This window comes from Idiomarina piscisalsi, assembly GCF_002211765.1.
Lineage (GTDB): Bacteria > Pseudomonadota > Gammaproteobacteria > Enterobacterales > Alteromonadaceae > Idiomarina > Idiomarina piscisalsi_A.
In genome coordinates this window covers 497,036-523,630 of sequence record NZ_CP022133.1, presented here as the reverse complement: position 1 = coordinate 523,630, position 26,595 = coordinate 497,036, and the positions used below count along the sequence as shown (strand labels likewise).

General features: G+C 47.9%; 21 protein-coding genes and 1 pseudogene. 10 read left to right on the top strand and 12 right to left on the bottom strand.

The features are described from left to right. Nucleotides 1–16 precede the first annotated feature (16 nt). The 5 genes and pseudogenes from secF to CEW91_RS02405 form a co-directional block, all read right to left on the bottom strand. Nucleotides 17–955: a protein translocase subunit SecF gene (secF, locus tag CEW91_RS02420; RefSeq protein WP_088767510.1), complete on the bottom strand. Its 939-nt coding sequence runs from the start codon at nucleotides 953–955 to the stop codon at nucleotides 17–19. 15 nt (nucleotides 956–970) lie between these two features. Further along, a complete protein-coding gene (gene secD / locus CEW91_RS02415; protein WP_088767509.1) occupies nucleotides 971–2,815 on the bottom strand; it encodes a protein translocase subunit SecD in 1,845 nt (614 codons plus the stop codon). A gap of 29 nt (nucleotides 2,816–2,844) precedes the next feature. Beyond that, the gene (gene yajC / locus CEW91_RS02410; protein ID WP_088767508.1) at nucleotides 2,845–3,180 is read right to left on the bottom strand and encodes a preprotein translocase subunit YajC; all 336 of its coding nucleotides are present in this window, start codon (nucleotides 3,178–3,180) and stop codon (nucleotides 2,845–2,847) included. A gap of 138 nt (nucleotides 3,181–3,318) precedes the next feature. Then, nucleotides 3,319–3,531: pseudogene (locus tag CEW91_RS12395) on the bottom strand (sigma-54-dependent Fis family transcriptional regulator); the annotation flags it as partial. A 35-nt stretch (nucleotides 3,532–3,566) separates the two neighbouring features. Continuing rightward, on the bottom strand, nucleotides 3,567–4,832 hold the full coding sequence (locus CEW91_RS02405) for a sigma-54-dependent transcriptional regulator (protein ID WP_232507010.1): 1,266 nt from the start codon (nucleotides 4,830–4,832) through the stop codon (nucleotides 3,567–3,569). Nucleotides 4,833–4,940: 108 nt separating this feature from the next. On the opposite strand from CEW91_RS02405, the gene CEW91_RS02400 reads away from it, so the two are divergent. Continuing rightward, nucleotides 4,941–5,558 carry a trimeric intracellular cation channel family protein gene (locus tag CEW91_RS02400; protein WP_088767507.1) on the top strand — a complete coding sequence of 206 codons (618 nt, stop codon included), beginning with the start codon at nucleotides 4,941–4,943 and terminating at the stop codon, nucleotides 5,556–5,558. 2 nt (nucleotides 5,559–5,560) lie between these two features. Next, the gene (locus CEW91_RS02395; RefSeq protein ID WP_088767506.1) at nucleotides 5,561–8,908 is read left to right on the top strand and encodes a PAS domain-containing hybrid sensor histidine kinase/response regulator; all 3,348 of its coding nucleotides are present in this window, start codon (nucleotides 5,561–5,563) and stop codon (nucleotides 8,906–8,908) included. Here the strand turns inward: CEW91_RS02395 and CEW91_RS02390 are convergent. Both CEW91_RS02390 and CEW91_RS02385 read right to left on the bottom strand, forming a co-directional pair. Continuing rightward, nucleotides 8,873–9,529, bottom strand: a complete 657-nt coding sequence (locus tag CEW91_RS02390; RefSeq protein WP_088769335.1) for a response regulator — start codon at nucleotides 9,527–9,529, stop codon at nucleotides 8,873–8,875. The two genes, CEW91_RS02395 and CEW91_RS02390, sit on opposite strands and share 36 nt — an antisense overlap. Nucleotides 9,530–9,628: 99 nt before the next feature. After that, nucleotides 9,629–11,839, bottom strand: coding sequence for a TonB-dependent receptor (locus tag CEW91_RS02385; RefSeq protein WP_088767505.1), 2,211 nt, complete (start codon nucleotides 11,837–11,839; stop codon nucleotides 9,629–9,631). A gap of 215 nt (nucleotides 11,840–12,054) precedes the next feature. Here CEW91_RS02385 and CEW91_RS02380 point away from each other — a divergent pair, with 215 nt between their 5' ends. The 3 genes from CEW91_RS02380 to CEW91_RS02370 are packed head-to-tail and all read left to right on the top strand — an operon-like array spanning nucleotide 12,055 to nucleotide 16,174. Beyond that, nucleotides 12,055–13,347, top strand: a complete 1,293-nt coding sequence (locus CEW91_RS02380; protein ID WP_088767504.1) for a GntP family permease — start codon at nucleotides 12,055–12,057, stop codon at nucleotides 13,345–13,347. Nucleotides 13,348–13,370: 23 nt separating this feature from the next. Further along, nucleotides 13,371–14,999 carry a long-chain fatty acid--CoA ligase gene (locus CEW91_RS02375; RefSeq protein WP_088767503.1) on the top strand — a complete coding sequence of 543 codons (1,629 nt, stop codon included), beginning with the start codon at nucleotides 13,371–13,373 and terminating at the stop codon, nucleotides 14,997–14,999. Further along, the gene (locus CEW91_RS02370; protein ID WP_088767502.1) at nucleotides 14,996–16,174 is read left to right on the top strand and encodes an E22 family MetX-like putative esterase; all 1,179 of its coding nucleotides are present in this window, start codon (nucleotides 14,996–14,998) and stop codon (nucleotides 16,172–16,174) included. Before CEW91_RS02375 ends, CEW91_RS02370 begins: the two co-directional genes overlap by 4 nt. Nucleotides 16,175–16,187: 13 nt before the next feature. Here the strand turns inward: CEW91_RS02370 and CEW91_RS02365 are convergent, their stop codons facing one another. Together CEW91_RS02365 and CEW91_RS02360 are read right to left on the bottom strand one after the other, a co-directional pair. Next, nucleotides 16,188–17,939, bottom strand: a complete 1,752-nt coding sequence (locus CEW91_RS02365) for a TIGR03545 family protein (protein ID WP_088767501.1) — start codon at nucleotides 17,937–17,939, stop codon at nucleotides 16,188–16,190. After that, nucleotides 17,839–18,447 carry a DUF2062 domain-containing protein gene (locus CEW91_RS02360; RefSeq protein ID WP_088767500.1) on the bottom strand — a complete coding sequence of 203 codons (609 nt, stop codon included), beginning with the start codon at nucleotides 18,445–18,447 and terminating at the stop codon, nucleotides 17,839–17,841. Before CEW91_RS02360 ends, CEW91_RS02365 begins: the two co-directional genes overlap by 101 nt. Nucleotides 18,448–18,577: 130 nt before the next feature. On the opposite strand from CEW91_RS02360, the gene CEW91_RS02355 reads away from it, so the two are divergent. Together CEW91_RS02355 and CEW91_RS02350 are read left to right on the top strand one after the other, a co-directional pair. Continuing rightward, nucleotides 18,578–20,041 (top strand): RimK family protein, encoded by a 1,464-nt coding sequence (locus CEW91_RS02355; RefSeq protein WP_088767499.1) that lies wholly within the window; start codon nucleotides 18,578–18,580, stop codon nucleotides 20,039–20,041. A 19-nt stretch (nucleotides 20,042–20,060) separates the two neighbouring features. After that, nucleotides 20,061–20,522, top strand: a complete 462-nt coding sequence (locus tag CEW91_RS02350; RefSeq protein ID WP_088767498.1) for a GNAT family N-acetyltransferase — start codon at nucleotides 20,061–20,063, stop codon at nucleotides 20,520–20,522. Here CEW91_RS02350 and glpQ read toward each other — a convergent pair. Then, the gene (gene glpQ / locus CEW91_RS02345) at nucleotides 20,497–21,516 is read right to left on the bottom strand and encodes a glycerophosphodiester phosphodiesterase (RefSeq protein ID WP_088767497.1); all 1,020 of its coding nucleotides are present in this window, start codon (nucleotides 21,514–21,516) and stop codon (nucleotides 20,497–20,499) included. The two genes, CEW91_RS02350 and glpQ, sit on opposite strands and share 26 nt — an antisense overlap. After that, on the bottom strand, nucleotides 21,509–22,561 hold the full coding sequence (locus tag CEW91_RS02340; protein WP_088767496.1) for a cysteine synthase A: 1,053 nt from the start codon (nucleotides 22,559–22,561) through the stop codon (nucleotides 21,509–21,511). Before CEW91_RS02340 ends, glpQ begins: the two co-directional genes overlap by 8 nt. A gap of 215 nt (nucleotides 22,562–22,776) precedes the next feature. Here CEW91_RS02340 and CEW91_RS02335 point away from each other — a divergent pair, with 215 nt between their 5' ends. The 3 genes from CEW91_RS02335 to cfa all read left to right on the top strand — a co-directional run bounded on the left by CEW91_RS02335 (nucleotide 22,777) and on the right by cfa (nucleotide 25,502). Next, complete coding sequence (locus CEW91_RS02335) at nucleotides 22,777–23,115, top strand: P-II family nitrogen regulator (protein WP_088767495.1); 339 nt, start codon at nucleotides 22,777–22,779, stop codon at nucleotides 23,113–23,115. A gap of 12 nt (nucleotides 23,116–23,127) precedes the next feature. Further along, a complete protein-coding gene (locus CEW91_RS02330; RefSeq protein WP_088767494.1) occupies nucleotides 23,128–24,315 on the top strand; it encodes an ammonium transporter in 1,188 nt (395 codons plus the stop codon). A gap of 71 nt (nucleotides 24,316–24,386) precedes the next feature. Beyond that, complete coding sequence (cfa, locus tag CEW91_RS02325) at nucleotides 24,387–25,502, top strand: cyclopropane fatty acyl phospholipid synthase (RefSeq protein WP_088767493.1); 1,116 nt, start codon at nucleotides 24,387–24,389, stop codon at nucleotides 25,500–25,502. On the opposite strand, the gene CEW91_RS02320 is transcribed toward cfa, so the two are convergent. After that, the gene (locus CEW91_RS02320) at nucleotides 25,499–26,572 is read right to left on the bottom strand and encodes an AI-2E family transporter (protein ID WP_088767492.1); all 1,074 of its coding nucleotides are present in this window, start codon (nucleotides 26,570–26,572) and stop codon (nucleotides 25,499–25,501) included. The genes cfa and CEW91_RS02320 overlap by 4 nt on opposite strands. Between the last annotated feature and the right edge of the window lie 23 nt (nucleotides 26,573–26,595).

The following is a 26,595-nucleotide window of genomic DNA, read 5'->3' as shown; positions in this document are numbered from 1 at the left end:
ATAACTCAGGACCCTCTTATTGAAGAGGGTCCTGGTCTGCACCTTCTTTTTCAACTTCCGGCGGCATTAAGTCTTCTCGGCTTACACCAAAGGCTAACGCGACGGTACTCGCAATATAAATCGACGAGTAAGTACCAATAACCACACCAAATAACAGTGCCGTTGCGAAACCGTGAATTAACGGGCCGCCTAAGAAGAACAAGGTCAATAACACCAGAATAGTAGTAATTGACGTGACTAAAGTACGGCTTAATGTATCCGTCAACGCCCGGTTAACCGTTTGCAACGGTGTCAACTTAGCGTATTTACGGAACGTTTCCCGAATTCGGTCACACACCACAACGGTATCGTTAATGGAGTAACCAATAACCGCGAGAAGCGCTGCCAGTACCGTTAAGTCGAACTCTAATTGCAAGAAAGAAAATAAACCGAGTGTTAGAGTCACGTCATGTGCCAATGCAGCGACTGCACCGACCGCTAAACGCCATTCAAAGCGCATCGCAATGTACAGCAAAATACAGATTAGCGCTGTCAGCATGGCTAAACCGCCCTGCTCAATAAACTCGTCACCCACATTAGGGCCAACGAATTCAATACGGCGCATTTCAACTGTTTTGTCGAACTCTGCACGCAATGTCTCAAGAATATTTGAGCCAAGTTCTTCGGCTTTAACATCGGTACGAGGCTCAAGGCGAATCAAAATATCCTCCTGAGTCCCGTAGTTTTGAACAACGGCGTCTCCAAAACCCTCACTTTCTAAAGAACTGCGTACTCGGTTCAGATCAGCCGGCTCCTGAAAGCCAACTTCCAACAAAGTACCACCGGTAAAATCGAGACCAAAGTTCAGCTTGTTTACCGACAATGACACGATAGACGCAATAACCAATAATGCACTGATGATTCCGGCAATACCCCGGAAGCGCATAAAGGGAAGTCGTTCTTCTGAATTCATCATATTCCTGTACCTCCCTTATATCGACAGCTTCGATAAGCGCTTGCCACCCCAAACGGAGTTAACAATGGCACGCGTACCGACAATAGCGGTGAACATGGATGTAATAATGCCGATTGCCAGAGTAATAGCGAAGCCTTTAATTGGCCCATTACCAATAGCAAACAAAATAAGTGCGGCAATTAATGTGGTGACGTTGGCGTCGGCAATGGTCGATAACGCGCTGTCATAACCATGGTGAATAGCTTGTTGCGGACTCCGCTTCGCTTTTATTTCTTCGCGTATACGCTCAAAAATAAGTACGTTTGCATCGACCGCCATACCAACGGTTAAGACAATACCCGCCATACCCGGCAAGGTCAGTGTCGCCCCTGGTATCATCGACATGACACCAATAATTAAAATTAAGTTGGTTGCCAACGCCGCATTAGCGACTAGACCAAACTTCTTGTAGTACACAACCATAAACGCCAGAACTAAAACGAAGCCCCAGAAAATAGCCTGTGTACCTGAATCGATATTTTGCTGGCCGAGGCTTGGACCAACCGTGCGCTCTTCAACAATTTGAATCGGCGCAATCAATGCACCGGCGCGCAATAACAGCGCGAGGTTTTGTGCTTCTTGCGCCCCTACGCCGGTAATGCGGAAATTACTGCCCAGACGCGACTGTATCGTTGCAACGTTGATAACTTCAGCACTTTTGGTGAATTGTAAGTTACCTTCTTCATCACGTTCATCCGTCGCTTCGTATTCGATAAAGACGGTTGCCATTGGTTTACCGACATTATCTTTGGTTGCCAACGACATTTTGTTACCACCAACACCGTCCAGGGTAATATTGACCTGTGGACGGTTATATTCGTCGTAGCCAACCCCTGCGTTAACGATGTGGTCCCCAGTTAAAATAACGTCTTCTTTCAGCAGCTGCTGAGGGCCATCGCGCATAGGTAAGAGTTCACTGCCAAACGGGACTCGGCCGTTCATGGCGTCACGGACATCATTTTCGCTGTCGACCATACGGAATTCCAACGTCGCTGTTGCGCCCAGAATTTCCTTAGCGCGAGCAGTATCTTGTACGCCGGGTAATTCAACCACAATACGGTTAGAGCCCTGACGCTGAATGACCGGCTCCGCAACACCCAATTCATTCACACGGTTGCGCATGATAGTGATGTTCTGATCAACCGCGTAGTCGCGTGTCTCCGCAATTTTCTGCTCGGTCATTTCCAAGCGCAAAGTGCGAGTCTCTTCATTTTCGGCCAACACATAACCCTGATAACGGTTATCTAAGTATTGCGCAGCCTCTTGAAACGCTTCGTCATTTCGCAGTTCGATCTCGACCGCCGTACCGTCCACACGGACAGCACTGTATCGAATTCGTTCTTCGCGCAACTCGGCTCTAACGGTGTCTTTCATGCCATCGATAATTTTGGACATTGCTTCGCCCATATCGATTTCCATCAAGAAATGAACACCACCTCGCAGATCCAGCCCCAGCTTCATAGGTTGTGCACCTAAACTTTTAAGCCACTCCGGCGTTGCTGGTGCCAGGTTAAGCGCGACAATGTAATTGTCGCCCAGGCTATCGAGAATAGTTTCTCTGGCCTTTAACTGCTCGTTGTCTGAATTCAAACGAACCAACAGTTGTTCATTCTCTAATGATACGCTTTTCGGCTCTATATCAACACTGTCAAGCGCATTGCGCACACGATCCATCGTGCTTGCATCAATCGTTGCGTTTCTGTCTGCGGAAATTTGCACCGCTGGGTCTTCGCCATAAATATTTGGCAGCGCATAAAGCGCTGCCACTAATACAACAAAGGTAACCAGCAAGTTTTTCCACAACGGGTATTTGTTTAACACGTCGTGCCCCTGCTTATTTCTTTATCACTTTACAGTGATTTCATGGTTCCTTTAGGAAGAACAGAAGTCACAGCACCTTTTTGAATGGTCACTTCTAACTCGTCAGTTAATGCGATAACAAGAAAATCTTTTTCATCGCTTACTTTAGTGATTTTTCCAACTAACCCGCCTTGAGTCAGTACTTCATCACCTTTACTTAAAGAGCCCATCAGTTCTTTATGTTTTTTCACGCGTTTCGCTTGTGGGCGGTAAATCATGAAATAGAAAATCAACGCGAACATGACCAGCATGAAAATAAGTTCCATACCGCCACCGCTTTGTCCACCAGCTTCCTGGGCATATGCCGGGCTAATAAAAAAGTCCATAAGTTTCCCTCAAATTAATGTTAAATTATTATTCGTTTTAGTTGCTTCCCCGAAGATATGGGGACACAGGAACCAAAATACAATTCGCAATTTACAGACAATGTATCTTAACAGAAAGTTCTTCCACTCTCAGTAGAATCAAATGTCATAACCTAAGCTTTTTAAACGGCGTCTCAAGCCTATCTGCGAGACCCGTAATTCCCACATCATTGCTTCGGTATCGCCCCGATGTTTCGCGTAACAATCTTTAATATCCGACTCACTGAGATCTTGCGCCGTATGAAGACCATCAAAACGCTGGATTAGCTGATAAACAGACGCCCGGGATATGTTCAGCCTTTTAGCAACGGCTTGAAGTTCAAAGCGGCAGCTCTCAAGTGCTCCGGTTAATTCCCCCGACTCACGCTGTTGGGTCGACGTTGTTTAGACTCTGACTCAGCCGGGCCCACTTTAGAGGACGACGGCTTCAATAAAGATAATAACTGAGGGTCTAAATACATTTGTTCTTGATTTCGACTGTCTATAACCACTTGCCTTGCGACATTTCTAAGCTGACGCACATTGCCCGGCCAGGTGAAAGTCATAAGTTGCTTCATCAATTCACCCGGTATGACAAATTGGTCTGTTGTTTCCGGATAGAGTTTGCACCATTGTTCACGCACAAACGCGTTAAAGAGTAGGCCAATATCTTCTCTGCGCTGCACTAAAGGTGGCATAAACAGCTGATAAGGAGCCAATTTTTCAAACAGCATTGAAACCATCGACGATTCATCGACCGCGCTGCTCTCCTGGTGACTCGTTATAATAATGCGACACTCAATAGGTAGTGCATGTGCACCATCTTTCGGCATGACACTTTGGCTCTGCAAAGCTCTGTTCAGCAACTTGTGGATATTATCGGAAGCATCCTCAATATCCTCCAGTACAATGGTTCCTCCGGCGGCTTGTTCAAAATAACCCGCCTGATGTTTGCCGTTTCGGACGACCCCAAATAATTCAACCTCAGCGACCGCATCGTGAATTGCGGCTAAGTTTACGGAGATAAAGGGCTTATCATCACCAAACTGCTCTTTATGAATAGCATGCGCCGCTTGTTGCTTACCAACGCCAATCGCGCCTCGAATAATCACAGGAACAGACAGGGTGGCTAGGTGCGAAATCCGCTGACGTATTGCCTGGATGTCTGCGCTTAGCCCCATGAGTGTATGGTTATCATCGACCGTTGTATCTTTTAATGGAAGACTTTTAAGCAACAATACAATTCGGTGATTAAGCCCTAGCACCACGCCATTGTCGAGCTCGTCCTCACTTATCAAGTACTCGTCCTGGGGACGTCGTCCGGCTATAGTCAGCACTGTCTTTGTACTGTGTGCTCGCAATTTAATGCCGCCATTATCTGTGGATTCAAAAATAATGGGGGAGCGACTCACATATTCGTCAAGCAACGCTCGCCCCGCATTACCATTTTTGGCGAACTCGGGTTTTACGCGACTTAAATAGTCGGTTCCGGACAAGTGCAAGTCGAGCAATGCTGCTCGTTCGCCAATACGGTCGCGGTTCGGGTGCGTCGCTATAATGAGCATAGGCACTCGCTGATATGATTCTACCAGTTCATCAACTGCATGCTTTGTAGTGCACTGGGTAACACTCATTGGCGCTAATCCTTAGCTGTACTGTTATGAGGCGGCATAATTTGTACTGGGCATCATCAAAAGTTAATGACAAACTAAGCCTTAACATTTTGATCTTTTATACCGCACATGGAACATATATTCTACTGGACAGATCAGGCTGGTGTCGCTGTTTTTGCGATAGCTGGCACATTATTAGCGTTTCGTAAGAAGATGGACGGTTTTGGCGTCATCGTTCTTGCCTCCGCAACCGCTATTGGCGGCGGCACCATCCGCGACCTTATACTCGGCTTGCCGGTTTTCTGGACGCATGATGAGGTCTATCTGTACACCATTTTAACGGCGGCGCTATTGACGATTGTCTGGTTGAGGTTCAAAGCCTACATACCCATGACAACGCTGCAAATAGCCGATGCTTTCGGTCTCGCCTTTTTCGCCGCTATGGGCGCGGAAAAAACACTGACGGCTGGGTTCTCACCGTTCATTGCCGTCATTATGGGCACGATATCGGCGTGTTTTGGCGGCATGCTTCGCGATGTACTTGCGCGCGACGTACCTATGGTCCTCAAAGGTGAACTTTACGCAACCACTTGTCTGGTTGGCGCGACGGTTTACGTTTTATTAGTGCCATTCCAACCGCTTATCGCACTTGCAGCAGGTATGTCAGCAACATTAGTCATGCGCTTGGGGGCGATTAAATATCAATGGTCACTCACGGTATTTCGTGACCATCAGGATCACTACTAGACATGCTAAGCATTGAGCTAACGGTATTTGCAGCTATTACGTACCTCGCTGTTCTGTTTTTTATTGCATACAGAGGCGATAAGTCGTCGTCGAACACCGTAAAACCTTACCGTTACTCACTGGCTCAAGGGGTTCACTGCACCTCATGGGCATTCTTTGGCACAGTAACTCAATCGGCTTATTATGGATGGGCGTTTGCCCCAACCTACGTTGGCGCCATTATCGTCTTTTTACTGTTGCACGGCATTCAGCTTAAACTTCTGAATTATTGTAAGCAGAAAAACATCACCTCTATCGCTGACTTAATAGGCACTCGTTACAGTAAGTCGCCTATTTTAGCGGCAGCGGTTGCGCTAACAGCATTTGTCGCTGTTGTGCCTTATATATCCTTACAACTACGAGCGGTGACATCCAGTTTTGCAGCAGTCACAGGCTTCGACAACAGTCCGCTTTGGCTTTCCGATCTATCGTTTCTGGTTGCTTTGTTCATGGTTGGGTTCGGTTTTTTATTCGGAACCCGCAGACTTAGCCTCGCAGAGCAACATTCTGGACTAATGGATGCGATTGCCTTCGAATCCATCGTCAAACTCGTTGCTTTTGTTATCGTTGGCCTGTTCGTTAGTTACAGTGTTTTTGACGGGCTGAGTGACCTTCTAAAAAGCAGCTTCGAAAATCCGCTTACTCGTGACGTATTGACCGGAGAAAAAGGCGGCGCCTACGTATTTAGTGTTCATATATTATTGGGGGCATTATCCATGTTCTGTCTACCACGGCAGTTTCATGTTAGTTACGTGGAAAACACGCACCCCGATGAATTAAAAGTAGCCCGCTGGGCATTTCCGTTGTACTTATTCGGTATTAACTTCTTCATTTTACCCATTGCGCTTGGCGCACTCCATTTGGCGCCAGAGCAAGCGGCAAATGACACATTTTTACTGAGTGTTCCACTGATAAGCGACCGCCCGGACATTACTTTGGTCGCTTTTATTGGCGGCTTATCTGCGGCTACCAGCATGGTGATTATCGCCTTATTAGCGCTCAGCATTATGATTTCTAATGACGTCGTAATGCCTATTTGGCTGCGTTTAACGAAAAGCCGGTTACGGCAATTTAGCTTCACCCCTAAACGAATTTTGAGAATACGCAGAGTCACCATTGTCATTGTCATGTTGATGGCCTACCTCTATTATCAGGTCACCATTGACTCAATGCCGCTGGTTAACTCCGGGCTTTTATCTCTCGCCCTGCTAGCACAGCTAGCTCCTGGCATACTAGCGACGGTTTTATGGAAGCGCGCTTCTCAAGCTGGTGTTTTCAGCGGACTCTTCGTCGGCACCTGCGTGTGGTTGGCACTACTGCTTATTCCATCGATAGGAAGAGACTCGGGACTGACCGATATCGAGATTGCCAATGGCGTACTACTCAGTCTCAGTCTCAATCTATTGTGTTTTACCGTTTTTTCATTGCTCTCCAAAGGAAGCATGGGGAACCATTATCCAGCAAGTGATAAAAGTGAATACATTAACCAACCGGTCATTAGTTGGGGAACCGTACACTCACTGTTAACTCGCTTTTATAACGAACAACAATTACAAGCAATTCATACGCGGCTAAACGTCGATGCTCAAACAATTAATAGCAATGCCGTGGTTCCTGCGCCAGCACTTATTCGTATAGAACGAGAGCTTTCAGCCATTATCGGCACGTCCGCCAGCAGACTGTTGCTGGACACGGTGTCAAAACAGAATGACGCTCCGGTATCGAGCATGGTGGAGTGGGCAACGGAAGCATCAAAGCTGTACCAATTTAATCGCGAATTGCTGCAGTCCTCCGTTGAAAACATTCCTCAGGGAATAAGTGTTGTAGACCAGGAACTTCGATTGGTCGCCTGGAACCGTCGGTATCTGGAAATTTTTGATTATCCAGATGGGCTGGTTAAAGCTGGAATGCCGGTTGAAGAGCTTTTACGATTTAATGCCCAACGAGGCATGCTCAGCTGCTCCGACGGCGCCAGTGCCGACGAGGAGATTGAAAAGCGGCTTGATTATTTGCAAGCTGGTAGCGCATACCGGTATCAGCGCCAGCAAGGTAAGTTGACCATTGAATTACAGGGCAACCCCATGCCGGGGGGCGGCTTCGTCACTACGTACAGCGATATTACCGAACGTATCGACGCACAAAAGCAACTCCAGCGAATCAACCAAGAGCTTGAGGAGCGCGTTGATGACCGAACGAAGCAGCTATTGAAGGCCAAGCTTGCTGAAGAGGAAGCTCATAAAAGCAAATCACGATTTTTTGCGGCAGTAAGCCATGATCTGATGCAGCCTTTTAATGCCGCCAGCTTGTTTTGTGAAATGTTGCAATCGCGCGTACCGCAAGAGCAGCAACCTTTAGCGGAGAATATCCAACGCTCTCTCGAACATGCAGAAGAATTACTTACTATGCTGCTCGATATGACCAAACTCGATTCCGGAAATTTGCAACCCGATTACCAAGAAGTCGACCTAAACTCAATTATAAAACCGTTAGCCGAGCGCTATCGATTTGTCGCTGAAGAGAAAACCCTTCAATTTACGTATCACCCAACCTCGGCTGTTATACGCAGCGACCGCAAACTGTTAACGCGTATACTGCAGAACCTATTATCGAACGCAGTGAGATACACCGAGTCGGGTCGCATCGTCATAGGAATCAGGCGTCATCAGGCGTCAATCGATATTTGGGTTATTGACACTGGCCCCGGCATTCCCGAACACAAACAATCGGAAATTTTTAAGGAGTTTCACCAGCTTCCGTCAACTGGCGATAACCCAGGGCTGGGTCTGGGGCTATCTATTGTTAAACGTATGTGTGAGCTGCTGACGATTAAGCTCGATATGCGCTCAGCACCTGAGCAGGGGACTGCATTCAAACTCTCTTTACCGGTGATAAAATGGGCATCAAGCCCGATAACCGTTAAACCCCAGGAGGCCGTAGAGAATTCAAAGCCGCTTTATGGCATGACCGTTTTGGTGATTGATAACGATAAACAAGTGTTAGAAGCAACCTCACAGCTGATGGAGGACTGGGGCGCTAATGTTGAGTCAGCTAGCGGCATGGATGACATACAACACTCAATCGAATGTGACTTAATTTTGGCAGACTATCACCTGGATGACGGACTGACAGGCATCAATGTTGTTAAGCAACTTCGAGCCCGTTGGAATACCCAAACTCCAGCCATCATCAATTCTGCTGACCCTAATGAATCACTGCGGGAAGAGGCACTGGAAGTTAATGCTTACTTTATCCCTAAACCTTTAAAAACAGGCGCTTTAAAACGCCTCATTCGTCGCGTCCGGGGTATCTAACATCTCCCGGAATAGAATGCCTGCCTGAGTTCGGTTAACACAGCCCAACTTGCGTAAAATAGCGGATGCATGCTGCTTGATAGTGGTTTCTTGCACACCAAGCTCATAGGCTATCTGTTTGTTAAGCAAGCCGTCAGCGATGCATTGCAATACTTTAAACTGCTGTGGTGTTAACTGCTCAAGCTTGTTAGCAAACTCAGTCATGTCTTCACTGGCCGACAAGTCAATGTTACTCATGCTTTCCGGCAGCCAATTGTATCCGGCTAAAACCGTTGATACCGCTACTTGCCATTGTGGTAAAGGCACGGATTTTGGTATGTAACCACTCGCCCCGAGCGCCATTGCTTGACGAATAACGTTGGTGTCTTCATTTGCGGAAACAATAACAACGAGGATATCGGGGTACTGACTTCTCAGTACAGTAAGCCCTGTTAACCCTTTATTGCCGGGCATAGAGAGGTCTAAAAACACGATTTCGACTTGGGGTTGTTGTTCTAACAACTGTTCTAACTGCTCAAAGCTAGAAACTTCAATGATGTCACTTTCCAGGCTCTCGCTTAAAGCCTGCTTCATTGCCGCCCGAAACAGCGGGTGGTCATCAGCGATGATTGCTCTGGCCATATTCTTATTATTATGTGAGGTGTCTTTCATGACCATGCTATCGACTTAGAGGAAAAAAGCCAGTATTACCGGATGATCGGCAATACTGGCGAGCGGGAGTTAAAAACGATAACCGACTGAGAGCGATACGGTCCGCGGGTCACCGTAGTAGCCAGTCACGATATTTTCGCCAAAGGTTGAGCCAAAGTTGTAGCCAGAGACTCGATACTCTTCATCGAAAACGTTCTTCGCGTGTAGGCCTACGGTCCACTGACCGGAATTTGAGTACCAAACGAGGCTGGTATTCGTCAGACTGTATGCTTCCTCATCTAAAGGTGAAGGCACTTCAAAGATTTGAGTGTCGTCACGATAAGAAACGGTTGTTGACCAAACCATTGAGCCACTCTCGAGTTCAAATTCTTTGGTAAAACCTAGGTTTGCCGTTACTTTCGGAGTGTTTTGGAAAGACCATAAGTCAGAAACGTCTTCCACTTGTTGCGTTTCCGGGTTAAAGAACGCTACCGAGTCAAATTCCGCATCGATGTAGCCCAGTGAGCCGTTAAAGTTTAATGTTGGAGTCGCTGCAAAGGTGGACTCAATCTCAAAACCTTGAACGGTTGAATCGGCTGCGTTCAAAACTTGAGACGCAACGCCTCCGCCTTCGATAGCACGCTGCACAGTGACCTGCATATCCTGGTAATCGGAGAAAAAGGTTGCCGCGTTCAATCGCATACGACCATCGAGCAACTCACTTTTAACACCAAACTCAACAGTATCAACCGTTTCCGGGTCATAAGGGTTGGCAGCATCAGGGTTCAGTGATACATCCGCTCGCATATCAACACCGCCCGACTTGAAGCCGTTACTGTAGCTTGCATAAAGCATAACCGCAGGAGCAACTTGATAACTGACGCTTGCGTGTGGGCTGAACTTACTCCAGTCAGCCTGCGTTGTGAAATCTGAATTCACGACAATAGGATCCGCCGAGTAATCGCCGCGGTCCAGGAACTTAACACCAGCATAAGTGTACCTAAAGACGTCAGCATTCTTATCATCTCGTGTATAACGCCCGCCCAACGTCACTGACCATTGATCATCCAGCTGGTAAGTTGCCTGACCAAACAGCGCCTCGCTTGACGTATCAACACAACCGCCGGTATCGATAGAAAGCCCCAGTAAACCTAAGACGGTCCCGAACTCACCACAGGCTTCACCTTCATAAAAGTACAAACCACCCACGAAGTCCAGTCGGTCATCGCGGTACATGAACTGGAACTCCTGGGTGGTTTGATCATCTTCATAAACAGCTGGCACCAAAAGGACCGGGTTTACCGTGGAGTCAAAGTCGATATTGGTGTTGGTGTAACCTTCCCGATAAGCCGTAATTGACTTAAACATCCAGTCATTGTTGATCGCCCAGTCAACGGTCATTGAGTAACCTTCGGTCTCAACTTCGTTCCAGGTTGGCATGGCCGTATACGAATCATAAACGTCCGTTAAACGTGGTTCATCACTCAACAAGGATTCTTGCTCACGATGACCACCGCGTGCGTTTGAATCGTCTTTTGTCCAATCGGCGGCGAATTTCACGTTAATGCCTTTATTCACGAGCCATTTGGCATTAAAGCGGCCGGTCATTAACTCTTTATTGTAATTTTCATCGCCCGTATTAACGAATTCGCCGAAGCCATCTCGATTAAGCGTGGCGAAGGCTCCACCTACGTAGAAGTTATCTGCCAGTGCAGTTTGCCCTGACACTTTCAGGTCTCTTTGGTTGTAAGTACCAACCGTACCTTTTAATTCAAACTCGTTATAGCCAGTCAGCTCACGCGTCACATACTTCATGGCACCACCAATGGTGTTCTTGCCATATAACGTTCCCTGAGGACCACGAAGAACTTCGACACGCTGAACATCTAGTACTTCTAAAACTGCGCCTTGAGGCCTTGCAACATAGACATCGTCAATATAGATACCAACGCCTGGTTCAAAACCCCATAGTGGATCCTGCTGACCAACACCTCGAATATAGGCGGTTAACGTTGAGTTAGTGCCGCGGCTGACCTGAAAGGTGGTATTCGGCATTTTGTACTGCAATTCAGTAATGTCCTCGATGCCCTCACGCTCCAAGTCACCTTCACCAAAAGCAGATACTGCCACCGGCACTTCTTGCAAACTTTCGTTTGTCCGGCGCGCTGTTACTTCAATACGCTCCAGTTTACCTTCATCGACTTCAGCTTCTTCGTTTTGCTGCGCTAAAGCCACCGGACTCCCCAGCAACGTAGCGACCGCTGCTGCAATCATTGATTTCTGAAATTTGGGCTGTTTCATGGTTGTTCCCCTGACAGATAATGTCGTTTGTATTTATTATTTCCGTTTACAGCAATTTAACGGTTCAGAGCTATGGTTGCCCATTAAACTAGCGCAAATTGTTAAAATTGTGATCTGTACCATAGTACTATATGGTCAATTTCCTTAATAACGCAGAATACTTCCATGCAACGATTCAGAGCATGGTCCGTTTTTCATTCGTTGCGAGGTAACTCATGTTAAGTATGATTGGCCTGATTGGCGGCTTGGTGCTGCTTATCATACTCACACTACGAGGGATGAACCTGTTTATCAGTGCCCCTCTTTGCGCCGTTATTGTGGCTTTATGCAGTGGCGTCCCTTTATTTACAGGTGACGTGAACTTTGTCAGTGCCTATATGGACGGCTTTGCCAGCTTTGTCGCGGCCTGGTTCTTTATGTTCTTGCTGGGCTCTATGTTCGGTAAGTTTATGGAAGACACTGGCGCAGCAGACAGCGTTGCTCGTTTTATTATTAATAAGCTAGGCCGAAAACAGGCGGTTCTCGCTGTTGTTCTGGCCTGCGCAATTCTGACCTACGGCGGCGTCAGTGTATTCGTTGTGGCGTTCTCGGTTTACCCAATGGCGCTCAGTTTGTTTAAAGACGCGAACTTACCTCGTCGTTTTATTCCGGCAGCACTGGCCTTTGGCTCAGTCACTTTTACCATGACCTCCGCTGGCTCACCAGAAATTCAAAACTGGATACCGGTAAAATACTTAGGTACTTCGCCTTACGCAGCCTGGGAGGTTAGCTTGGTAGTCGCTGTGTTAATGGCAACTTTCGGTTACTGGTGGCTCAAAAAAATCATTAATCGTGCCGTCGCAAATGGCGAGCAATTTGAAGCGCGTGAAGGTGATCCTATTTTACTCGATCGAGAACTGCCCTCGCCTATTAGCGGGCTGATTCCGCTGTTGGTGGTGCTGGGGCTGTCCTTTACCTTTCACGACACCTTACAACAAAACGCGTTAATTGTTGCTTTGCTGGGCGGTGTTATTGCCATCGCGGTCATTAACTTTAAACATTTTCATAAACCACAAACCGCTATTCATGAAGCCACAACCGGTGCGTTGGTTGCTATCGGTAACACCGCCGCCGTTGTTGGGTTTGGTAGCATTGCCAAGATAACTCCAGCTTTTGATGCAGCCGTGACCGCCATGACCAATTTACCCGGTAATGAGTTAGTCGGCGCGGCTGTTGCAGTCAGCGTTATTGCTGGCTTGACGGGGTCTGCCTCCGGTGGTCAGGCAATCGCCTTACCTGAAGTGGGACCGCACTATATGGCTGCCGGCGTTAACCCGGAGCAACTCCATCGCATTGTTTCCATTTCTTCTGGTGCGCTGGACTCGTTACCACACAATGGTTATGTGGTTACCACCATTCGCGCCATTTGTAACGAGAAGCACAGTGCCGCTTACTGGGCTGTCGCTGCCGTCACCGTTGTTGTGCCGTTAATGGGTCTGGCCGTAGCCATTGGCTTGTTCATGTTGTAACCCAGCCGTAAGGGAAAATAGCCATGTTAGGAAATATGATGAAACGGCCACTGCAAATTATCGACTTACTGAAGTTTGCAGCCAACCGACACGCACGGCAGGAAATTGTTACCCGCCGGCTGGAAGGTGATATCCACCGCTACAGCTATGCTGACTGCTGGCAACGTAGCGGACAATTAGCTAACGCTTTAAAAAAACTGGGAGTACAACCCGGCGAACGCGTAGCCAGTCTGGCCTGGAATACCTACCGGCACATGGAGCTTTACTATGCGGTCAGTGGCAGTGGTGCTGTTATGCACACGGTAAACCCTCGCTTATTTGGCGAGCAAATTGCCTGGATAGTGAACCATGCAGAAAGTGGCTGGGTATTTGTAGACCTCAGCTTTGTCGAGCTACTGGAATCCATTGAGGATGAGCTCCCGAACGTGAAGGGTTTTGTGGTAATGACTGACAAAAGCCACATGCCGGACACCAAACTCAATAATGCGCTTTGTTATGAAGAGCTTGTGGAACCAGAGTCTCAAGACTTTGACTGGCCAGACGTTGATGAAGACAGTGCCGCCCTGCTTTGTTACACCTCAGGCACGACAGGCAACCCGAAAGGGGTACTGGCCTCACACCGCGCCATGGTCTTACACGCCCAGGCAACCGTCAGTGCCGACATGCTCGACTTACGCAGCGACACCGTCTTAATGCCTATGGTGACTATGTACCATGTAGCTGCCTGGGGCGCGCCCTACGCCGGTCCTTTGTCCGGTTGTAAGTTAGTGTTTACCGGCGACGGTACCTCGGGTGAGGCAATGGCTGAGATGATTCGTAACGAGCGAGTCACTGTAGGCTTAGGCGTGCCCACTATCTGGCTCACTTTGCACAATTATCTCAGTGAAAACTCACTGGATATTCCATCGCTGCAACGCGTTTGTGTTGGTGGCGCCGCTTCACCTATGGGGCTGGTGAAAACTTACGACAAAGAGTACGACGTTTACTGGCAGCCGATATGGGGTATGACAGAAACTGGCCCTCTGGTGCATTCGGTACCGCCGCAGGCCGATATTATTAACCGGCCTAAAGACGAGCAATATCAGCTACAAACAACGGCAGGCCGCCCGGTTTTTGGTATTGAACACCGCATTGTTGACGCGGACGATAATCCACTGCCGAATGATGGGGAAACACGTGGCGAGCTTCAGGTTCGGGGGCATTGGATTGCTTCACAGTACTTCCGCAACGACGACTTAAGTAGCTTCCCTGATGGGTGGCTAGCTACGGGTGACATTGCGGTTATTGACCCAGAAGGCTTTATGAAAGTGGTTGACCGCAAAAAAGATGTGATTAAAAGCGGTGGCGAATGGATAAGCTCTCTGGATATCGAAAACATTGTCAGCCAGCACGAAGCGGTTAACGAGTCTTGTGTTATTGGTGTTAAACATCCGAAATGGGACGAGCGACCGCTCTTGCTGGTGGTGCTGAATAAAGGTCACCAGCTGTCAAAGCAAGATATTAAAGACTTTTTAACCGGTAAAATTGCCCGTTGGTGGATGCCTGACGACGTGGTTTTTGTGGATGAACTGCCCCATACCGGCACCGGTAAGCTGGTTAAAAATAAATTGCGCGAGCACTACCAAAATTACTTACAGGAGAATGTGTCATGACACGATTATGGACAACGGTTATTAGCATTGCGGTATTGCTAATCAGCTTACCGTTAGCAGCCGAACAATGGGTCGAAAAAAAGACCTTTAGTATGGAAAGTTACACCACCCACGGCGGTGAAACCATTAAAGACGTAAAAGTGGGCTGGGAGTCTTACGGCACACTCAATGAAGCAAAAGATAACGTCGTGCTTATTACTCACTTTTTCTCCGGTAACAGTCACGCTGCGGGTAAGTACAGTGAGAATGATCAGCAGGCGGGCTACTGGGACGCTATTATCGGTCCTGGCAAAGCCATTGATACTGACAAATACTATGTTATTAGCGTTGACTCGTTAGTTAACGCTTACCCTAACCTGCCTAATGTGATTACTACCGGCCCTGCCAGCATTAATCCGGATACTGGCAAGCCTTATGGCCTGGACTTTCCCGTTGTGACCATTCGTGATTTTGTTAACGTTCAAAAGGCGCTTCTGGAAGATTTAGGTATTAGTAAATTGCATGCAGTAGTCGGAGCTTCAATGGGCTCACTGCAGGCTATTGAATGGGCGGCGGCTTACCCGGACTGGGTTGAACGTATGGTCTCGGTTATTGGTGCCGGCTCGTTAGACGCCTGGACCATCATGGGCCTGGAGCAGTGGGCAAAAGCCATTAAACTGGATCCTAACTGGAACGGTGGTGACTACTACAACGGCGACGCACCTTTAGACGGTGTCACTATGGCACAAGCCATGATCACCCATGGCGCCATGCACCCGGAATACATTAACCAAGCGGTACCTCAGCAGGAAACCCTGCCTGAAAAAGGGTTGGAATCCGTGACTAATGAGCTGCCCGCAGTAGAATGGTTATACAGTGCCAGCCGAGCACGTGCACCACTGGCCGATGCAAACCATATTCTTTACCTAGTGCGTGCAAACCAGCTGTTTGTAGCCGGGCATCAAAAAACGCTGGAAGACGGCTTAAAAAACATTTCTGCAAAAACACTCTTTCTGCCGTCTAGCAACGACTTGTTGCTCATGCCTTATATGGCGGAGAACACAGCAAATACACTTAAAGAATTGGGTAAAGAAGTTCAGTACGAAGAAATTAGTGGTCCCTGGGGACACTTAAACGGGTTGTTCTCTATTCAACAAAAAGCTGAATTACTCAGCGAGTTCTTAGCTACTGAGTAATTCGCTCTTAAGTTTAAGAGTCGCCGAACAGGCGACCCTTAAGCTTGTCTTTCAGGCTGTCTTCGAGTTTAGACTTCAGTAACTCTTCCAACTTCTGACCTTTTTCACCTGACTCGCTGTTCCATTGCGTCAGGTTTTGTAACAGCTCTTCCTGACTACCAAGCTGTTCAGACACTTTCGCGGTTAAGTCGGCTTTTATGTCTGCCAACTTACCATCCGCCTCCGCCATGGCAGTATCGGCTAATAAGCTACCCAGCTGGTCATCTAAGTCGGAATCGAAACTCAACGATGGACTTTGAATATCGCCGGCAATGTTGGTGGCAATATCCAGACGTTGTAATTGTTCCAGTGCGCTGGCAATCGCATTTGTCAGTTTGCTGGAGCCGCTGGCATCCATGTCGAGGTTCAGCATTCTGACCATCGCATTACCATCAAGCTTGTTTTCTCGAACTAAAATAGTGCCGTCACTGTCGAGCAATGACGAGACAATCTGAGCACTTAGCTCGGCACTCTGGCTTAACCCGAGATTTTGCAGTTGTGCGCCTTTTAGCTGCCATTGCTGTTTGGCATCAATCCCCAAGTCTGTTAGCGACAGCTCACCATTTAAGTTAAACGCTTTCCATAATTCACTGTTATCAGCGCGCGCCTGGTACGTCGTGGGTTGTCCAAGTAAGTTGTGCTGGTGGGTAATATTTTGCCAATCGACATCAATAACGGTGCCAGCCACCATAAACTCGGTACGCGCCTTTTTAATTAAGAATTCTGGAGGCGCATCTTGTTCAGCAAAAGAAATACGCTGTCCCTCACCACGCACCGGTTCAACCGTTCCGGAATTGTCTGAGCGTGCCAGCATGGGTCCCAACTGCTCGTAGGCCAGCAACAGGTATTGGCTCCACTGCTTTGCTTGCTCACCCAGCAGCAAGCCAGTTACGTTCTGTAAGCCCTGACCATCCATACTAAAAAACGACTTGATCCTATCGATGTCATTGCCGGGGGCATTTTTCAGTTCTGCCACTTGTGTTTGCAGAACGTCTTTCGCTTCTGACACTCTTTCACGGAAGTTTGTAACCGCCTCTTTGTCTTTACGAATCGACTCTTTCAGTTCATCGAACGCCTTTTTACGTGCCGCAATATCACCAAGTCCAGCGGTGTCACTGTCCGTTATTTCTTTCAGCTGTTGCTCATACTCTTTTATTTTATCTTCGCTCGGCAAAGCCTCTTTTGCAGCCAACACTTGCTGCTTCTGTTGTTCATACGTTTGTTTAGACTCTTCAATGACTTTGTCAGTCCGCAAGTCAACCTGAGCAACAATTTCGTCAGTTGACGGCAATGACATTTTTAAGTTTTCCCAGGACTGCTCAGCCCATTGCTTCATGTCTTCTTCTGACGGCAGAACGTAAACCTCCCCCTCACTGTCGCGTTCCTGATTAACGCGAATGCCAGTCATTGTGAGTTGTTCAATTAAGGTGCGTCCCAGAATCAACTCGGTTGGACTGATATCGGCAGACGCTTCCCCTACCTGTACTCGGTTATGTGTCGGTTGCTGCGGGTTAGTCACTTGCACACCTTTTATGCGTAGCGCCAACGGTGACCAACTGTGCTCGACCCGTTCAATATTCACTTCAGCGCCATTCAAACGACCCAGTGTATGCTCTAAAGTGACCTTAATAATGGCGTCCAGGAATAACCACGAAATAGCCACCAACAGCAGCACAAACCCGGTAAATACGGCCAGTCCGGGCCAACGAATAATACCTCGTTTCATAATTACCCCTAAGACTCGAGTAAATTTGCCAGAACCGACTGCCTTTAATAATTTGCACAACTCGCAGTTTCATAAAAGCTTTTTGAATGCGCTTACGGTAGTTGGCGACAATAAAGTAGCTAATCGCAGCAACGAAAGGAGCGGCCAGCAAACTAAAGACCACACTTCCCATCGTTATGGTGTGGTTAAACATCGACAAACGTCCTACCGCACTAGCGTATGCAGCTTCGTAAATGCCTTGCCAGCTCGATGCGTTAAGAATACTCAATCCCATATCGTGGAAAACCGGATCCAACAGGTAGGCAATACCAGAAAACACACCGAAAGAAACCAGAAACAAACTTAAGTTCACCCGGAAAATAAGGGCGGCAAGAATAATAATGAGGTTATGGATCCGCCACAGCGGCGTCAGACCAATGAACATTCCTAAAACCACTGCTAACGCCAGCGCCCATGGGCTCGTTTCCGAGTTCAACGCCTTTAGCAGTTTCGCCAAAATTGTCAGCATTTATCTGACTCCTTTCAAAGCAAAAAAACAATAAAATCTGCTTGTTATCCGTTATCTTTCTAATATAGTGTCAGTTGCTTTTAATAAGCAAATAAACTCGTGTTTTTTACACTTTTTATATCAGGATATCATGCAAACTCAGGCTCACGTCATTATTGACGACATGGTCGATTGGCAACCATACTACCCTAGCCAAAGCTTACTTAGCGCAAGTGAGTACTTGCAAACGACTCACTCTAATTCGCGTCAAAGTATTTTAAACCTTTGTAACGACCTGTCTTACTTATCGACTGGCTACTATGTCAGTTTGCTGGCAGAAGCCCGTGGTCAAAAGGTCATTCCGTCGGTGGCGACCATTAACGATGTGAATAACTTTTCACATTATCAGTTACTCATTAATGCCACTGACCGATCACTGCTGCGTTACCTGCAACAGTCTGACAAGCAGTCTTTGTCACTGCTTATTTGCTTTGGTATGTGTGAAGAAAAAGCATTGAGGAACTTTGCCCGGCAAATTTTCGAGCGCTACCCATGCCCGATATTGCGAATCCAGCTTGAGTTTAATGGCCGCTGGTATATTTCGGCCTTGCAAGCTGGGGCGTTGAACGAGCTCAATGACGATGAACAAAGCTTCTTTGGCAATGCGTTAGACCAGTTCAGTAAGCGTGTTTGGCGTAAAGCGCGTTCACGCAAAGAACTGCGTTTTGACTTGGCAATACTGCATAATCCGGAAGAAGCTATTCCGACGTCCGACAAGCGCGCTCTGAGTCAATTTATTAAGGCGGCGAAAGAGGCCGATATCGACGCCGAGTTAATAACCGCAGACGACTTCAACCGTTTGCTAGAGTTTGACGCGTTATTTATAAGAGAAACCACACGAATCAATCACTACACCTACCATTTTGCTAAAAAGGCGGAAGCCAATGGCATGGTCGTCATTGACCACCCTGGCGACATTGTTCAGTGTGCGAACAAAGTGTTTCTAAAAGAGCTGCTGGACAAACACAACGTCGCCACACCAAAAACCAAGTTGTTGCTCAGTCAGTCAGACATTGATTACAAAGCGATTGGTGACAATCTCGGTTATCCCGTCGTGCTCAAAATTCCTGACGGGTCGTTTTCAGTTGGCGTTGAAAAAGCAGAAAACCTGGAGCAATTACAGTCTATCGCTGAAAGCTTGTTTGAGCAGTCCACTATTTTGCTGGCACAAGAGTTTATTAAAACAGAGTACGACTGGCGTATTGGCGTACTGAATAACCGGCCTATTTATGCCTGTCAGTATTTTATGGCGCGCAATCACTGGCAAATTTACAACCATAAAGAGTCCTCTTCTCGTGCGAAAAGCGGCTCGTTTACAACGCTTGGCGTTCATCAGGCGCCAAAAGACGTGGTTCGTCTTGCATTGCAGGCGACCCGGCTGATTGGTGACGGCCTATACGGTGTCGATATCAAGCAAACGGACCGAGGACCTGTGGTTATCGAAATTAACGATAATCCGTCCATTGAATATGGCGTGGAAGATTTGCACCTGGGATACGAGCTTTATCGCCTCATTATGGCTGACTTCAACCGCAGGCTGGACGAACGTAAGTAAGCGTAATAGGTAACCCACAGTGAATGTATACGTTGAGTTGGCTAAGCCCTCAGACCTCGATGAATTAGTTCGGCTGGAGCGCGCGACTTTTGACTACAGCTGCATCAGTCGCCGCAGCTTTAAACACTTAATTGATTCGGTAACGGCTCACTGTTGGGTGGTGCGAGAGGATGAAAAGCTACTTGGGTATGCATTAGTACTAACGCGTAAGAATAGTCCGGTTTGGCGGCTTTACTCTATTGCAGTGGCACCCAACGCACGAGGCAAAGGCATTGGTCAAAAGCTCATGAATGAGTTGATTGCATGCGCACGAAAAGCCAAAGCGAAAGCCGTTTCACTAGAGGTCAAATCTGACAATAAAGCCGCTATTGCCTGGTATCAGGATTGCGGCTTTGAAACGGTTGATGTGCTTGCGAGCTATTACGACGATGGCTCTGATGGCTTAAAGATGCGTTTTACTTTTGATCCGGAAAGTCCGTAAAAACACCTTCTGCACCCGCCGTTTTTAGCCATTGACGTAATTGTGAGTGAGACTCGACACCCTCAGGTAAGTCGTCCGCGCGCAACGTATACACATGCACATCCAGACCTTTATTATCGGCAGTATCTAACACCGGCGACCATGTTGGCTGTCCCTCGTTAACGCCTTCCAACACATGATTCAACCAAAGACCCACCCCTTCAGCATAAGATTTCACCGCTTCCAGACCGGCACTGGTGCGCATCGAGCTGTAATCGACATCGCTCATGCCCCATTCGTTATCGCCAATAAGCTGTATAAGTGGTTGCTCCCAGTTATATTCTCGTTTCAAACGGCGCAACACTTCCGGGTCAAACGACTGCAAAAAGATGGGCGTCGCCATGGTGTCGTGATAACCGTTTTGTGCCAATACTGACATAACGGCGGCTGTTGCGTCGTACCCCTGCTGCTGATACCAGCGTGGCGATTTTATTTCAACATAGACGCCGGTACTCTTGCCGCGTGTGCGGTTCAGTTCATGAATGAGCTTCAGTTGCTCGTCTAACGTTTGAACCGGAAAGCGAACATCGTTATTAGAGAAGCGGTTCGGGTAAACCAGTTCATAGTCTTTATGACGAGGCGTTATTGACAGCTCCTTTAATTCTCCAAGCGAAAAATCCACCACATAATAATGTCCGTCCGGTCGGTGTTTCTCCGGAAAAACTTGAGAGACATCAGTAATATAATCCAGCACTTCATCATGCAAAACCACGGGAACACTGTCTCGGGTCAATTGTATGTCTTGTTCGATGTAATCTGCCCCCATTGCATGAGCCATCACTGTACTGGCTTGCGAATGCTCAGGCACATATCCTGACGCCCCCCGGTGCGCTATGTCTAGAAACTGCGGAACTTTAAGGTTCGATAATGAACCTTCTTGCGATATTTCCTCTGCCTTTAACGGCAGTATCACGACACTGAACAGTGCTGCCGCTAGAGCGATAATTTTAGTCATGGTTCCAACTCACATCTAACACCTTATCGCCCAGCGAGCGGTAACGCTCAAACAGTGTTTCTATTGCTTCAGGTTCCGGGTTTAATTCCCGACCACGCAAGTATTCAGGGTTATAAAGCTTACTGGCCGATCGCTCTCCTAAGTCACAAGCGAAGGTGACAATGCGCTGCCCCGCTCCTTTTCTAAGCGCCGCCGCCAGAGCAGCCGCCACGTTCAATGCAGAGCTGCTGCCGAGCACAATACCGTCTTTGTCCCGCACATAGCGGGAAATAGTCACTAAGTCCTGATCCGGTAAGTTAACCGCATGGTCTATTTTGGCCTGCTTAAAGTTTTCAACCAAACGCATAATGCCAATACCTTCGGTCATCGACCCGCCGTGTGACACATACTCACCGGTTTTCAAAAACTCATAAATGCCCGAGCCATCAGGGTCTGCCAGCCACACGTCAATAGTTGAGTCTTGCTCTTTGAAAAACTTAGAGTTGCCACCAATGGTTCCGCCGGTACCCGCAACCGATACAAAAACGTCGATATTGCCGTTCATTTGTTCCCAAATTTCGGGCGCGGTATGCAAGTAGTGCGCTCTTGCATTACTGGTGTTCTCGAACTGATTCGCCCACCAACAGTCATCACGCTCTTCGGCTAATCGACGAGCGGTATGGTAAAAGTGGTTTTCATTTTTAAACGGAACTGGGTCAACCGCCATCAACTCGCCGCCGTGCAAGCGAATCATTCGCTCTTTTTCCGGCGTCTGGTCATTCGGCATCACCGCCAGCATGTTTAAGCCGTATGCTTTGGCAACCACCGCCAGGCCAATGCCAGTATTTCCCGCAGTTCCCTCAACCACCGTCATACCAGGCTTGAGTTCGCCCCGCTCCATGGCATCTTCGATAAGTTGCTTAGCTGCGCGATCCTTAATCGAACCACCCGGGTTTTGAAATTCGCATTTCACGAATATATCGCAACCGGTCAAGTCCGATAACGACGGAATACGCAACAGATCGGTCTGTCCAATTAAGTCACTTTGACGTTCACCTACCAGCATGGCTAAACCCTGTAATCATTCAATAGTGTTGGTAAATAGTATCTCTTCTGAGCGCACTGCATCAACAGAACTTTTTGGTGCAGTGCACTGGCATAGTGCAAATTCCCGGCCGGAAACGACCATAAAAATAAAATTATTTAATACTATCAACACCTTAACTTTTGGCATGGTTCGTGAATAGGAGATAATAACATTTATTTAACAAGGTAAAGCTCATGAAAATGATCATTGCACTCATTAAGCCTTATAAACTAGACGACGTTAAAGAGTCCCTATTCGAAATAGGATGCCGAGGGCTGACCGTGTCTGAAGTCAGAGGCGTCGGTCGCCAAAAGGGGCATACCGAACTTTACCGCGGTGCCGAATACACCGTTGATTTCCTGCCTAAAATTCGTATCGAAATTGCGGTCAGCGAAGCCCAGCTCGATCGTGCATTAGAAGTGATTCAAGCCGCCGCCCAAACCGGAACTATTGGTGACGGGAAAATTTTTGTCACACCGCTGGAGCAATGTATACGCATCCGAACGGGTGAAACTGACGAACACGCTTTATAAGAGGAACCTATTATGGATTATCAGCAGCAACTGGCTCAGCTTCCCTTTGTTTTAGATACCTTCTTTTTGCTCATCTCCGGCGCCTTGGTTATGTGGATGGCAGCCGGCTTTTCAATGCTTGAAGCCGGCCTGGTAAGAGCGAAAAACACGACAGAAATACTCACCAAAAACATCACCTTGTATGCATTAGCCTGCCTTAGTTACCTATTTATTGGTTACTCGGTCATGTACCCGGATGCAGCGCCTACTGCCCATTCAGCCGATGCCGGCTTCTTTTTTCAAATGGTGTTTGTTGCCACTGCAATGTCTATTGTTTCAGGCGTTGTAGCAGAGCGTATGAAACTCAATAGCTTCTTAATTTTTTGTATTGCATTAAGCGCCCTAATATACCCTGTACAAGGCGCCTGGAGTTGGGGTGGCGGCTTCCTGGCAGAGCTTGGCTTTGTTGACTTTGCGGGATCAAGTATTGTCCACTTAACCGGCGCATCTGCCGCTTTTGCCGCGGTTCTGTTGCTTGGCCCGAGGCTTGGCAAGTATTCCCGAAGTGGTGCGGTCATGGCGATACCCGGTGCGAATATGCCTTTAGCCACGTTGGGTACGTTGATTTTATGGTTCGGCTGGTTTGGCTTTAATGGAGGTTCCCAGTTAGCGTTAAGTTCGGCCGATGACGCCAACGCCATTGCGTCAGCTTTCGTCAACACCAACCTGTCCGCTGCCGGCGGAACCGTCGCAGCCTACGCGTTTACCAAAGTATTTTTTAAAAAAGCTGACCTGACCATGATTTTAAACGGCGCCCTGGCGGGGTTGGTCGCCATTACGGCGCAGCCAGTAACACCGCCGAGTTGGTTAGCGGCGACGATTGGTCTCGTCGCCGGCATTATCGTTGTTCTGTCCATTATCGTCTTAGATAAACTGCACATTGATGATCCCGTTGGGGCGATATCTGTTCACGGCGTTATCGGTATATTCGGCACGCTTGTGGTGCCGCTGAGTGATTCAAGTGCCGCATTCCTGACACAATTTATCGGTCTATCGGTCATTCTCGCCTGGGGTTTTCTGACCAGTCTCTTGGTTTGGGGCTTACTGAAAGTGACTCTGGGTATCAGGGTAACGAAAGAGGAGGAATATGCCGGGCTCGACAAAGTTGACTGCGGTGTAGAGGCTTACCCGGAATTTATTCGCTCCCCCGAAGGACAATGAGTAGTCATTGTCAGGGTTATAGCTTCCTGTTAAGTTAATGCGACATTTCTGTAAAGAATGGACCAAATGTTATGGCAACGTCCAAAGCGTATGTTGAGGAATTATTAGCCAAGGCCGATATTCGCATTAACGGAAACCGGGCCTGGGATATGCAAGTTCATGACGAGTCTGTTTTTGATGAGGCTTTGTCTCGTGGGAATCTGGGGCTCGGCGAGTCTTACATGGCTCGCCTGTGGGACGCCGAGTCTCTTGATCAGTTCTTTTTTAAACTACTGCGTTCCGGCATTCAGGACGAAGTAAACCCGGCCCGGCTCATTTTTCACTCTCTGAAAAGCCGCTTGTTTAACTTACAGGATAAATCACGCGCATGGAAAGTGGGCCAGCACCACTATGACATGGGCAATGATCTGTATCAGGCAATGCTTGATGAGAATATGGTCTACACCTGCGGTTACTGGGAAAAAGCCGACAATGTCGACGATGCCCAACGTCAGAAGCTAGAGCTTTGCTGTCAAAAGCTTGGGCTTAAGCCCGGCATGACGGTGCTAGACATAGGCTGTGGTTGGGGCAGCTTTATGAAGTACGCCGCTGAAAATTACGGCGTAAAATGCGTTGGCGTTACTATATCCAAAGAGCAAGTCGCACTGGGCGAGAAGCGCTGTGAAGGGCTACCTGTCGAGTTCCGTTTACAGGACTATCGTGACTTAAACGAGCAATTTGACCGGGTGATTAGCCTGGGCATGTTTGAACACGTTGGCCAGAAAAACTACGACGACTATATGGACGTTGCTCTGCGCTGCACCAAATCGGACGGCCTTTTCCTACTACATACCATTGGTAAAAATGTCAGCGATACCGCCGCCGACCCATGGATTAGCAAGTACATATTCCCTAACGGAGAAATTCCCTCGATTTCTCAAATTGGTCAGGCGTTGGAGCAGAAGTTTGTCTGCGAAGATTTTCATAATTTTGGCGCCTATTACGACAAAACCCTTATGGCCTGGTTTGAGAACTTCGATGCCGCTTGGCCTCAACTGAAAGCACAGTTTGACGACGAGTTTTATCGTATGTGGAAGTATTATCTGCTTTCCTGTGCAGGCGCTTTTCGCGCCCGCGACATTCAGCTTTGGCAGTGGGTACTGTCGCCAAACGGGCAACTCGACGGATACCTAAGACCGCAGCTTTAACGCTGCGGTTTGTCGTCCTCATAGACATCTGAGGTATTAAACTCAGTCATAAACAGCTGCCAGAACACCAGAAATAGCGCAGCAATAAGTGGTCCCAGCACAAAGCCGGTGATACCGAACAGCGCAATGCCGCCCAGCGTTGAGAACAGGACCAAATAGTCGGGTAACTTAGTGTCACGGCCAACCAACAGAGGGCGCAGTACGTTGTCCGCCAACCCAATAACAATTGCACCGTACGCCACCAAAATAGCGCCCGCAATCCAGCTTCCGGTTGCAAACAAGTAAACCGACACCGGCAACCAAACCAAACTCGCGCCTACCGCCGGTATTAATGACAAGAACGCCATCACTACGCCCCATAAAATAGGGCCGGGAATACCAAGCAGCCAGAATATCAGCCCCCCTAATGCGCCCTGAACCATAGCGACAACAATATTGCCTTTTACGGTGGCTCGGGTGACCTCCGCGAACTTTTGAAAGAGCTTGCGCTCACGCTCGTCACCCAGTGGTAACGCCTTCATTAACACTTGCAAAATTTGCTTACCGTCACGCAGTAAAAAGAAGGTCAAATACAGCATCAGGGCGACGCTCATAATAAAAGCGAAGGTGTTTTGCCCAATGCTGAGTGCTTGCTCAGCCAGCATTCGGCTGGCTGTCACCGCAAATGAGGACAACCGCTCTCTGACATCAGCCGGCGTAATATCAAACTGAGCGAGCAGATCATTAATAAACGGAAACGCTGTTCTTATTTCTTCGAAAAACTCACCCGGGTTGACCTTGCCGGAGTCTAACTTTTGGTAAAAACTTAAGCCTTCCTGAACAAAGGAATACGCAATGCCTAACACCGGCAACACAACAATGAACAAGGCGACCATTAATGTGCTTAAGGCCGCTCGGTTCGGCTTGTCACCAAACACACTTTTGAGCTTTTCTTGTAACGGGAAAAAGATAACAGCGACCGCGCAGGCCCAAAAAATGGCACCCCAAAACGGCTTTAATACGAGCGCGAAAACCACGCTGACAAGCGCCAAAGCCAGTATAAAAGAGCGCCTTTCTATCGACTCACGCATGGACAAGTCCCTTTTCTTTCGAT

What these genes read in the sequence shown, in the direction of transcription:
- secF (WP_088767510.1), bottom strand. Translation starts at nt 955, where the DNA reads ATGATGAATTCAGAAGAACGACTTCCCTTTATGCGCTTCCGGGGTATT.
- yajC (WP_088767508.1), bottom strand. Translation starts at nt 3,180, where the DNA reads ATGGACTTTTTTATTAGCCCGGCATATGCCCAGGAAGCTGGTGGACAA.
- CEW91_RS02405 (WP_232507010.1), bottom strand. Translation starts at nt 4,832, where the DNA reads ATGAGTGTTACCCAGTGCACTACAAAGCATGCAGTTGATGAACTGGTA.
- CEW91_RS02400 (WP_088767507.1), top strand. Translation starts at nt 4,941, where the DNA reads ATGGAACATATATTCTACTGGACAGATCAGGCTGGTGTCGCTGTTTTT.
- CEW91_RS02395 (WP_088767506.1), top strand. Translation starts at nt 5,561, where the DNA reads ATGCTAAGCATTGAGCTAACGGTATTTGCAGCTATTACGTACCTCGCT.
- CEW91_RS02390 (WP_088769335.1), bottom strand. Translation starts at nt 9,529, where the DNA reads ATGGCCAGAGCAATCATCGCTGATGACCACCCGCTGTTTCGGGCGGCA.
- CEW91_RS02385 (WP_088767505.1), bottom strand. Translation starts at nt 11,839, where the DNA reads ATGAAACAGCCCAAATTTCAGAAATCAATGATTGCAGCAGCGGTCGCT.
- CEW91_RS02380 (WP_088767504.1), top strand. Translation starts at nt 12,055, where the DNA reads ATGTTAAGTATGATTGGCCTGATTGGCGGCTTGGTGCTGCTTATCATA.
- CEW91_RS02375 (WP_088767503.1), top strand. Translation starts at nt 13,371, where the DNA reads ATGTTAGGAAATATGATGAAACGGCCACTGCAAATTATCGACTTACTG.
- CEW91_RS02370 (WP_088767502.1), top strand. Translation starts at nt 14,996, where the DNA reads ATGACACGATTATGGACAACGGTTATTAGCATTGCGGTATTGCTAATC.
- CEW91_RS02365 (WP_088767501.1), bottom strand. Translation starts at nt 17,939, where the DNA reads ATGAAACGAGGTATTATTCGTTGGCCCGGACTGGCCGTATTTACCGGG.
- CEW91_RS02360 (WP_088767500.1), bottom strand. Translation starts at nt 18,447, where the DNA reads ATGCTGACAATTTTGGCGAAACTGCTAAAGGCGTTGAACTCGGAAACG.
- CEW91_RS02355 (WP_088767499.1), top strand. Translation starts at nt 18,578, where the DNA reads ATGCAAACTCAGGCTCACGTCATTATTGACGACATGGTCGATTGGCAA.
- glpQ (WP_088767497.1), bottom strand. Translation starts at nt 21,516, where the DNA reads ATGACTAAAATTATCGCTCTAGCGGCAGCACTGTTCAGTGTCGTGATA.
- CEW91_RS02340 (WP_088767496.1), bottom strand. Translation starts at nt 22,561, where the DNA reads ATGCTGGTAGGTGAACGTCAAAGTGACTTAATTGGACAGACCGATCTG.
- CEW91_RS02335 (WP_088767495.1), top strand. Translation starts at nt 22,777, where the DNA reads ATGAAAATGATCATTGCACTCATTAAGCCTTATAAACTAGACGACGTT.
- CEW91_RS02330 (WP_088767494.1), top strand. Translation starts at nt 23,128, where the DNA reads ATGGATTATCAGCAGCAACTGGCTCAGCTTCCCTTTGTTTTAGATACC.
- cfa (WP_088767493.1), top strand. Translation starts at nt 24,387, where the DNA reads ATGGCAACGTCCAAAGCGTATGTTGAGGAATTATTAGCCAAGGCCGAT.
- CEW91_RS02320 (WP_088767492.1), bottom strand. Translation starts at nt 26,572, where the DNA reads ATGCGTGAGTCGATAGAAAGGCGCTCTTTTATACTGGCTTTGGCGCTT.